The sequence below is a fragment of the Vicinamibacteria bacterium genome, assembly GCA_035620555.1.
In the GTDB taxonomy this organism is placed as follows: Bacteria; Acidobacteriota; Vicinamibacteria; order Marinacidobacterales; family SMYC01; genus DASPGQ01.
Map to the genome: position 1 here is coordinate 1 of DASPGQ010000335.1, position 9995 is coordinate 9995.

At 63.1% G+C, this 9995-nt stretch carries 8 protein-coding genes and 2 tRNA genes; 5 read left to right on the forward strand and 5 right to left on the reverse strand.

Annotated elements, in window-relative coordinates:
- From VEK15_13580 to rsmA, 4 genes are all read right to left on the reverse strand, one after another.
- On the reverse strand, positions 1-1960 hold a 1960-nt coding region (locus VEK15_13580; protein HXV61724.1), incomplete at its 3' end, for a DNA translocase FtsK.
- Positions 1932-2732, reverse strand: coding sequence for an undecaprenyl-diphosphate phosphatase (locus tag VEK15_13585; GenBank protein HXV61725.1), 801 nt, complete (start codon positions 2730-2732; stop codon positions 1932-1934). The genes VEK15_13585 and VEK15_13580, both read right to left, overlap by 29 nt.
- Entirely contained in the window at positions 2729-4402 is a 1674-nt protein-coding gene (locus tag VEK15_13590) for a ribonuclease J (protein HXV61726.1), read from the reverse strand. The genes VEK15_13585 and VEK15_13590 overlap by 4 nt, the downstream gene beginning before the upstream one ends.
- A 60-nt stretch (positions 4403-4462) precedes the next feature.
- Entirely contained in the window at positions 4463-5323 is an 861-nt protein-coding gene (gene rsmA / locus VEK15_13595) for a 16S rRNA (adenine(1518)-N(6)/adenine(1519)-N(6))-dimethyltransferase RsmA (GenBank protein HXV61727.1), read from the reverse strand.
- Between the two features lie 47 nt (positions 5324-5370).
- On the opposite strand from rsmA, the gene trxB reads away from it, so the two are divergent.
- Both trxB and VEK15_13605 read left to right on the forward strand, forming a co-directional pair.
- Positions 5371-6354 (forward strand): thioredoxin-disulfide reductase, encoded by a 984-nt coding sequence (gene trxB / locus VEK15_13600; GenBank protein ID HXV61728.1) that lies wholly within the window; start codon positions 5371-5373, stop codon positions 6352-6354.
- Complete coding sequence (locus VEK15_13605; protein ID HXV61729.1) at positions 6351-6887, forward strand: TlpA disulfide reductase family protein; 537 nt, start codon at positions 6351-6353, stop codon at positions 6885-6887. The genes trxB and VEK15_13605 overlap by 4 nt, the downstream gene beginning before the upstream one ends.
- 169 nt (positions 6888-7056) lie before the next feature.
- On the opposite strand, the gene VEK15_13610 is transcribed toward VEK15_13605, so the two are convergent.
- On the reverse strand, positions 7057-8115 hold the full coding sequence (locus VEK15_13610) for an ATP-binding protein (protein ID HXV61730.1): 1059 nt from the start codon (positions 8113-8115) through the stop codon (positions 7057-7059).
- A 79-nt stretch (positions 8116-8194) separates the two neighbouring features.
- Here VEK15_13610 and VEK15_13615 point away from each other — a divergent pair, with 79 nt between their 5' ends.
- The 3 genes from VEK15_13615 to VEK15_13625 all read left to right on the forward strand — a co-directional run bounded on the left by VEK15_13615 (position 8195) and on the right by VEK15_13625 (position 9795).
- The gene (locus VEK15_13615; GenBank protein HXV61731.1) at positions 8195-9565 is read left to right on the forward strand and encodes an adenylosuccinate synthase; all 1371 of its coding nucleotides are present in this window, start codon (positions 8195-8197) and stop codon (positions 9563-9565) included.
- Positions 9566-9597: 32 nt separating this feature from the next.
- Positions 9598-9673: transfer RNA gene (locus VEK15_13620), tRNA-Lys, on the forward strand.
- A gap of 46 nt (positions 9674-9719) precedes the next feature.
- Positions 9720-9795, forward strand: a tRNA-Glu gene (locus VEK15_13625).
- Positions 9796-9995: the final 200 nt, after the last annotated feature.

Sequence of the window (9995 nt, forward strand, 5' to 3'; positions counted from 1 at the left end):
GCCAGAAGGCGACGAGACGGCCGACCTCGGCTTCGGAGACGAACGGGCCGTGGAGCCGGATGAGTCGAGCCGAGCCGGGCGGCAGCAACAGCATGTCGCCGCGGCCGAGGAGCTGCTCGGCGCCGTTCGAATCGAGGATCGTGCGCGAGTCGACCCGCGACGCGACCCGGAAAGCGATGCGTGTGGGGAAGTTCGCCTTGATGACTCCGGTGATGATGTCGACCGAGGGCCGCTGGGTCGCGAGCACGAGATGGATTCCAACCGCCCGGGCCATCTGCGCCAGCCGGGTGATTGCCTCCTCGACGTCGGAGGAAGCGATCATCATCAAATCGGCGAGCTCGTCGATTACGACCATGACGTAGGGAATCGGCTTGAGGGGCTCACCTTGCTCGTCTTCTCGCTTTTCTCCGGCTTCGAGCGCCCCGCGGAGGATGTTGTTGTACTGATCGATGTTCCGAACCCCCTCGCTCGCGAGCATCTTCATCCGGTTCTCCATCTCGAGCACCACCCATTTCAAGACCTCGCTGGCTTTCTTGGGGTCGGTGACCACCGGCGTCAGCAGGTGGGGGACATCCTGGTAGACGCCGAGCTCGATCCGTTTGGGATCGATGACGATCATTCTCACCTCATCGGGGCTCGACTTGAACAGGATCGAGCAGATGAGGCTGTTGAGCAGCACGGACTTTCCGCTTCCGGTGGCGCCGGCGATGAGGAGATGCGGCATCTTGGCGAGATCGCTGACGTAGGGAGCGCCGTCGATGGTCTTGCCCAGGGCCAGGCTGACCCGGGAGGGGCTCGACTGGAACACGTCGGACTCGAGCATCTCCCGGATGCCGATCATCTCGCGCTGGCGGTTGGGGATCTCGACTCCCACGGTGGACTTTCCCGAGATCCGATCGATGCGTACCGACTCCGCCTGCAGGGCCAGACACAGGTCGTCGGCGAGCGAGGTGATGCGGCTGTACTTGATACCGGCGTCGGGCTTGAACTCGAATGTGGTGACGACGGGACCGGGATGAATCTGCTGTACCTGCCCTTCGACGGCGAACTCCCGGCACCGTTGCTGGAGGAGCTTCGCCCGCTCCATGAGATCCTTCTCGTTGGTCTCGATCTCCTCCCGCCGCGCCTCGAGGATGGTCAAAGGAGGCATGTTCCAGCGCCCTTTCTTGGGCGTGAACGGGAGGAGCTCTTGCTTGGTGGGCGTTACCGCCGCGGCTTTCTTCTCGACCACCTCGGCAGCTGCCTTTTTCTTGTGCTCCCGCTCGGCCTTTTCCTTCGCCTGCTTGGCGTGCTTCTTGACGACCCGCTCGCGGAGCTTTTCCTTTCGCTTGCTTTCCCGATGTCGATGAAACGCGGTGAGCAGGTCCGAAGCCTTCTTCTTCTGCCAGGTCTTGAAGGCTTTGAACGCGCTCGAGAGCGACCAGTGCGTGGCCACGACCAGCGAGGAAAAGAGAAAAGTGACGAGCAGGATGAACGCGCCCATCGGATTGAGCGCGGAAACGAGGTACGAGGCAAGGAGCTGCCCCATGGCCCCGCCGGCGGGGGCGAGCTCGCCCGAAATCGGAATCTCTCCGAGCGCGAGCGCGAAAAGGGCACAGAGGCTCACGACGACCGCGGCCAGAGCGACCACGTGGCCGGGGCGCAGCTCCACCGGGGCCGACCAGAATCGCCGCCATCCGGAAAAGAAGACGACCGCCAACAAGATATAGGACGTCAGACCAAAGATCTGCAGGAAGGCCTCGGACAGAAAGGCGCCGACCGGGCCGATCAGGTTGTCCGTCGAACGCGAGCTGGTCTCCTTGAAGTACCACGCCGGATCGTCGGGGGAGTGGGTGAGGAGACTCATGAGCAGCATCAGACACGCCGCCATCATGGCGATCCCCGCCACCTCCGACAGCCGCTCCGGCGGGAGGAACCCCGCGACGTCGCTTCTATGCGAGACCGAGCGCGACCGAGACAAGGACCGCACCTCCCACGGCAAGACAGTAGTAGCCGAACATGTGAAACCTGCGACTCGCCAGAAACTTGATTACGATTCCGATGGCCAAATAGCCTATGGCGAAAGCCGTCAGAAATCCAACCAGATAGCCGCCGACCGCGGCCTCGGGAACGCGGGTGGCTTCGGGGATGTTGAGCACCGCGGCCCCGAAGATCGCCGGAAGAGACAGCAGAAACGAGAAACGCGCCGCCGAACCATGCGCGATGCCGCGCCCGAGCCCGGCAACGATGGTCGTTCCCGACCGGGACACCCCCGGAAGGAGGGCGATGCTCTGGAACGCTCCGACCACGAGAGCATCGAGGAGCCCGAGCTCGGTGAGCTCTTTTTGCTCCTTGTGAAACCGCGCCGAGTACAGGAGCAGGAGCCCGGTGGCACACAGACAAACACCAACGACCGATAGGCTCTCGAAGCTCTGCTCCACGAAATCGCGGAGGGTGAGCGCGACGATGACGGCGGGGAGCGTCCCGACGGCGAGCAGCAGAATCAACCGCCGCCCCGTACGTCCCTCGCTCCCCGGCCTCAGACCCGAAAGCAGCATGGAGACTTCGGCGCGCAAGTAGAAGACCACGGCCAGGAGCGTGCCGAGATGAAGGACTATCTCGAAGAGGACGCCGGGCTGATCGAAGCCGGGAACGAAGTGCTGGGCGATCACGAGGTGCCCCGAGCTCGAGATGGGCAGAAATTCGGTCAGGCCCTGCACGACTCCGAGAAAAGCCGCGACGAGGATACTCACGACCCCTCCGTCGTGACCACCACGGGAAGGATCACGGGGCGGCGTATGGACTTGCGGCGAAAGAAACGGCGGAGCGTGGATTCGACGAGCTCCTCGATCGCCCGCTCCGAGTCCGCATCCGCGGGCGAGCGCTCGTTGAGGGCACGGAGCATGAAGTCTTGCGCTTCGGTGAGAAGCGATTCGCCTTCATCGCTGTCGATGAACCCCCGGCTCAGGATGTCGGAGACGATGGGCTCGTTCTCCGAAAGAAGCACGAAAGGAACCACGACACCAGTGCCCGCGAGGCGACGCCGATCCCGCACGACACAATCGTCGACGAGACCGAGACCGCTTCCGTCGACGAGGGCGAGACCGGTATCGACCTTGTCGGATACGTAGCCCCCCTTTCCCTCGAATCGAAGCACGTCTCCGTCCTCGACGATGAAGACCCGTTGTTCGTTGACACCACTCTCACGCGCGATGCGGGCGTGATGGTAGAGCTGGCGCCACTCGCCGTGGATCGGAACGAAGTGCTCGGGTTTCACGACGTCGAGAAGCATCCGGAGGTCTTCTCCGCTGCCGTGGCCCGATACGTGAACCGGCGAGCCCGGGGGATAGTAGACGTCCACCCCCACGCGGAAGAGCTGGTTGATGACTCGGTTGACCGCCCGCTCGTTTCCGGGAATGACACGGGCGCTCAGGATCACCCGATCCCCCCGCTCGAGGGTGATGTGCCGATGTGTGCCCTGGGCGATGGAGGACAAGGCCGAGCCCGGCTCGCCCTGGCTTCCCGAGGCAATGATGAGCTGCTCGCGCGCCGGCAGCTTGTCGGCGTCCTCGGCGAGCCAGAGCATCCGGTGAGGAACTCGGAGATAGCCCAGCTCGACGGCGGTCATCACGTTCTCGATCATGCTCCGTCCGGTGAGGACCACCTTGCGATCGTGCTTGGCCGCCAGGTCGATCGTTACCTGAAGGCGGTGCGTGCTCGACGCGAAGCAACAGACGAGAACGCGCCCCGGTGCGCCCTCGACGATGTCATCGAGAGGTCCTTGGACCGAGCTCTCCGATCCCGTTCGACCCGTGACCTCGCTGTTCGTGCTGTCGGACAGGAGACACAAGACCCCGCGGCGCCCCAGCTCGGCAAAGCGCTTCAAATTGGTGGGTGGGCCCACGGGGATCCCCTCGTCGATCTTGAAATCCCCGGTGTGCACGATGAATCCCATCGGGGTGGCGATGGCGAGCGCCACGCTGTCGGCGAGCGAGTGTGCTACCTGGATGAACTCGATGTCGAAATCACCGATTCGGATGCTCTCGCCCGCGACCACGTCCCTCAAATCCGTCTCCGCCAGGAGCCCGTGCTCTTCGAGCCGTCTTCTCACGATTCCGAGGGTGAGCCTCGTCCCGTAGACGGGGACGCGGTGATTGCGCAGCAGGTAGGCGAGGGCCCCGATGTGGTCCTCGTGCCCGTGGGTCAGCACCACGCCTTTGAATAGGGACCGGTGCGCATCGAGGTAGCTCGTGTCGGGCACGATCACGTCGACGCCCGGTGTATCGTGAGTCGGAAAGAGAAGTCCCGCGTCCACGACGACCATGGTGTTCCCCAGGCGGTAAGCCATCATGTTCAGGCCGAACTCGCCGAGCCCACCGAGAGGGACAATTTCGATCGCGCCTGTCTGAGCAGATTTGACCATTATTGACAGGGGTTTAGCGTTATAAGGTTGAGAAACTGCTTCAATATTACCAGAAAAGGTCTACGCCGGCGAGGAGATAATTATTCGGCTGATTGCCGCAAAGTCCTCGACGCTCAACGTTTCCGCCCGCCGTCGGGGATCGATTCCGAGACGGTCCATGGCGGCGAGGATGAGTTGCCGCGAAAGAGAGCTCCCATGCAGCTGGCGCACATTGTTGGCGAGCGTCTTGCGCCGGTGAGCGAAGAGCGAGTGGACGAGAGTGCGGAACGTGCGCTCGTCGCCGATCTCGGGTGCGCCCTCGTGTCGAAGCTCCAGCCGGACGAGGGCGGAGACCACCCGGGGCCGCGGTCGAAAAGCCTCCCGAGGAATGCGAAATAGCACGCGGACTCGTGCCGCCTGCTGGGCGACGACGCTCAGAAAGCCGTAAGCCTTGGTCGAGGGCCGGGCGACCAACCGCGCGGCGACCTCGTCCTGGAACATGAGCGTCAACTCCTGGAAGCGATGACCCACCGAGAGGACCTTAAGAAGGATGGGTGCCGCCATCGAATAGGGAAGGTTGCCGCAGAGCCGGACGACGCCGAGGTCACGCTCGTCGAGCAGTTTCTCGAGGTCCACAGTCAACGCGTCCTGTTCGATGACCTCGATTCCCTCACCCCCGAGAGAGGGCGTGAGGCGAGAGTCGGACTCGATGGTGACCACGCGAGCGCCACGCCGTGCGAGGGCGTGGGTGAGCTCGCCGTGTCCGCCGCCAATCTCGATGAGGGTCTCTCCCGACTCGGGCGCGATCGCATCGATGATCCGCTCGATGGTGTGCTCGTCCCGGAGGAAACACTGTCCGCGGGACCGCGAGGGACGCCAACTGCGTGACGACCCGGCTTGCTGTCTTTCCTGTCGTCTCTCCAAACTAATCGAGGATAGCACGGCCCGTCGTCTTGACCGGCCTCCCGTTCATTTGCTACCGTCCGTTGGTGCGAAAGTCGGTCCTCATTATTGGAAGCGGTCCCGCGGGGTACACGGCGGCGATCTATGCCGCTCGGGCCCAGCTCGATCCGCTCGTTCTCGCCGGCTCGGGGGCGAAGCCCGATCTCGGCATTCCCGGCGGCCAGCTCATGCTGACGACCGATGTCGAGAACTACCCCGGGTTCCCCGAAGGCGTTACCGGCCCCGAGATGATGGAGCTGTTTCGCAAGCAGGCGGAGCGATTCGGCGCCGAGGTGCGATTCGAGAACGCCACGGCGGTCGACTTTTCCGTTCGTCCCTTCCGAATCGATGCGGAAAAGGGCGCGTATGCCGCAGACGCCGTCATCGTCGCGACGGGTGCGGCCGCCAAATGGCTCGGGCTCGAGTCGGAAAAGAAGCTTCAGAATCGCGGCGTGTCGGCTTGCGCCACGTGCGATGGTGCCCTCTATCGCGGCAAGGAAATGGCCGTCGTTGGGGGAGGCGACACCGCCATGGAGGAAGCTCTCTTCTTGACGCGTTTCGCTACCAAGGTCACGGTCATCCACCGTCGCGACACCCTGCGGGCATCCAAGATCATGCAGGAGCGGGCTTTCAAGAACGAGAAGATCCAGTTCTTGTGGGATAGCGAAGTCGTCGAGGTGCTCGGCGAGAGCGAAGTCACGGGGCTCGAGGTGAAGAACAAACGGAGCGGGAAGATTCAGGAGCTTTCCGTGGGCGCGTTCTTCGTCGCCATCGGGCACAAGCCGAACACCGACTTGTTCAAGGAGCAGCTCGAGTGTGACGAGCAGGGCTACATCCTGACCCGGGGAGGCACGCGAACGTCCGTCGAAGGCGTCTTCGCCTGCGGAGACGTCACCGACAAGATCTACCGGCAGGCCGTCACCGCGGCGGGTATGGGATGCATGGCGTCCATCGACGCCGAACGCTTCCTCGCCGAGCAGGACAGCTCGGGCGATGCGACGGTTGCCGAAGTTTCGGAGACGACACCATGAGGGAATGGAACGGTGGGCTCGGCCCTGTCGTTTCCGCGGGTTTTCTCGTGCTCGGCCTCTGCTGGGCTGGGCTCATCGACGCGACGCCTCGCGAAGACGTCCTGGGTAAGAAGGCCCCGGATTTCGAGCTCGTGACGACGAAAGGCGAAAAGGTTCGTTTGAGCGAGCTCACCGGCAAAGTCGTCGTGCTGGATTTCTGGGCGGTATGGTGCGATCCCTGCCGTGAGTCGATGCCCTTTTTCGAGAAGCTGCAGCACGATCATCAAAAGGACGGGCTCGTCGTCATGGGTCTTCACGTAAACGACCGCATGCCCGCGCTCGACGAAGTGAACCGGTACCTCGGAGAAGTGGGGGCAACTTATCGCAATCTCGTGAGCACGACCGACGTCGACGACGCCTTCGCCATCGTCGCCATGCCCACGACCTATCTCGTCGATCGAGAGGGGATTCTGCGCAAGCGTCACATCGGCTTCAACCCGGCGAGAACGCCCGAGCGGCTCTTGAAAGACGTCCAGGAGCTGCTTGCGAATTGAGACTGGCGACCTCGGGATCAACGAAAAGGCGCGTAGAGGGAGAAGACGCAAAGTCCTACCTGGCGTTTTTCGTTTCTCATTAAAGGGCCGCATCCCACGGGGAACAAGATTTCCACAGGTTTTCCACAGCCGAGCCGCGTTTCCGCGGAGGCGCCAAGCAGCCGAAACCCTAGTCGATCTCGACCAGATCTTCGCTCGGTGACGGCGGAAGCCGGTAGCCGGTCGAAACCGGGCGCTCGACCGAGACCGGCGCGAGCGCGCCGAGATGCCGGGCGACTTCGGTGCGTACGTCGTTCCGCGTCGCGATGACACCCCGTCCATAGATCCGTATCCATAGACGCAGTAGCTTGTCGACATAGGAGAAGCGCTTCTCGCGGGCTTCGATCAAATCCACCTCTTCGAGCCACCGGAGATAATCCCGTGTCGAGCCAGGGGTGCGCGCCATGCGACGGGCGATCTCGGTCAATTTCAGCTCCTCTTCGTCCGCAAGGATCCGGAGGATCGCCTTGCACGCGTTGTAGCCTCGGGCTCGGTGGAGAAGCTCGGCCAGAGTCGCGCGGCATTCCGCTTCGATCCGGCCTCCCTCTTCGAGCTCACGCGAAAGGGCCTCCTCGATTCCGAGCCCATGGGCTTCCAGGGTCTCGCCGAGACGATGCACGTGCAACGCCATACCGCCCGTCGCCGCCTGCAATGCCTCGGCTTCGGGATAACCGGCCTCGAATAGCTCGGCCGCTCCCACCGGTGGTATCTCGACGAGGGGAAGGCCCGGGAGCTCTCGCTTGATCCAGAAGGGATGACGGCTCGTCGCGACCGTTTGGCCCCGGCTCTGGAGAGCGGCGATGAGTTCCTGAAGCGGATTATCGACGTCGCGAAAGTAAGAGAACGTCCGGATCTCGGTGATGTCGTCGAGGAGGAGAAGGGAGTCCTTCGGCCGGCGGCGCAATCCATCGAGGAGGGCATCGAATGCGTTCGTTTCCCTGTGCCTGCGGCCGCGAAACAGCAGGGGCGCAAGGCGGCGAGACTCGGACTCGAGGAGCTCGGGCGTCGACGCCAGCGGCTCGAGCTTCAGAAGGGCAACGGGATCGCCTGGCTTCCATCGAGTGAGAAGGCTCTTCAGGAGCGTCGTTTTTCCCGAGCCCCGGGCTCCGGCGAGAACGAGGAAGGAGGCGTTCGAGAGCTCTCGCTCGATCGCCTCGATCACGGCGGTGCGCGGAAGGTACCGAGCCATCGCGGCATCATACGTCACCGGAAGCTTGTGGTAGACTCACGTGTTTGCGGCTTTTCAAATTGGAGTAAGCTTCGAGAACATGCCGAGTCTCGTAGTCGTCGGCACCCAGTGGGGTGACGAAGGCAAAGGAAAGTATGTCGATCTGCTTTCGGAGCGGATGGACGTGGTCGTTCGCTACGGAGGTGGCCATAATGCCGGCCACACGGTCGTCGTAGGGGATGAACAGTTCATCCTTCACATCATCCCCTCGGGAATTCTGCACCCCGGCGTCACCTGCATCATCGGAAACGGATGTGTGGTCGATCCCGAGGCCTTCGTCTCCGAGGTCGCGATGCTGCGCGAGCGAGGGATCGACGTCGGAAACAATCTCTATGTGAGCGATCGCGCCCAGCTCATTCTGGTGTATCACAGGCTCGCCGAGAGCCATGAGGAAGAAAAACTCGGTGACCGTCGGATTGGCACCACCTGCCGCGGCATCGGGCCGGCCTACGAGGACAAGATCGGACGGCGGGGACTGCGAGTGGGGGACCTCCGTCATCCGGATTTCCTGAGCAGCAAGCTGGACTATCTCGTACGGGACAAAACAGCGAGGCTGGGGTTTCCGAGCGATGCGGAGAAGATGCGAACCGACATCGACGAAGTTCTCGCGCGTTTCAGCCAGGTGGCCATGCCTCATATCGCGGATACCTCGTTGCTGGTGCATCGTGCGATCGAGGCAGGGAAGAACGTGCTGTTCGAGGGAGCGCAGGCGACGCTACTCGACATCGATCATGGGACCTATCCCTACGTGACTTCTTCGAATCCCACCGCGGGCGGTGCCTGTACCGGAAGCGGCGTGAGTCCAAAAGCCATCGACAATATCCTCGGCATCACCAAGGCCTACATCACCCGAGTGGGCCGAGGTCCGCTGCCCACCGAGATGACGGGAGAGCTCGGTGAGGCCATTCGCGAGAAGGGCGCCGAGTACGGTGCGTCCACGGGGCGACCGAGGCGTTGCGGCTGGTTCGATAGCGTGGTGGTGCGCTACGCGAAGCGGATCAACGGGCTCGATGGGCTCGCCATCACGAAGCTCGACGTGCTCGACGACTTGCCGGAGATTCAGGTCTGCACCCATTATGAAGTCGACGATCGGCGCATCGACGATTTCCCCGGCGAGCTTACGACGCTCGAGAAGTGCAAGCCCGTGTATCGGACGCTTCCCGGCTGGAAGAGCTCCACTGCCGGGATCTCGCGCATCAAGGATTTGCCCGCGAACGCCCGGCGCTATCTGGAGACGCTCGAAGAGCTCTGCACTGCCCCGGTGGAGATGGTCTCGACGGGCCCAGAGCGCGACTCGACCATCGCCGATACCGGCCGCGGCCCCGTCCTCGACCGATGGCTCGGAGGGGCGCGCGAGACGAAGCGCGTCGAAAGTCCGGCACGCAGAAGGGTTAAGCGGTCGTTTCGTTGACGAGTCCCGCGAAACGGCCTAGAATTTCCCCGGGGCCGTTAGCTCAGTAGGTAGAGCGCCTGCCTTTTAAGCAGGATGTCGCAGGTTCGAGACCTGCACGGCCTACCAAAGAATCCGCGAGGGATTTGACGAACAAATTAAACTAGCCAGAAACGTCCCCATCGTCTAGCGGCCTAGGACTCCGCCCTTTCACGGCGGCAACACGGGTTCGAGTCCCGTTGGGGACGCCAGCCCTTTTCCGAAGTAACTTCGAGAACCGGGAACGTCGAGGCCGACCGGGAAGCGCGCGCAAGAGACGCAGCGTTGCGCGCGATCGACGTCCAGCGCCCGCGGGGTTGACTCCCGACGCGACAGCCAGCACTGGCCCGCCACGACCGTAACCCGGGAGGGCTAACTGGGGGGTGCACGTCAATAGCGATCGCTTCCGGTG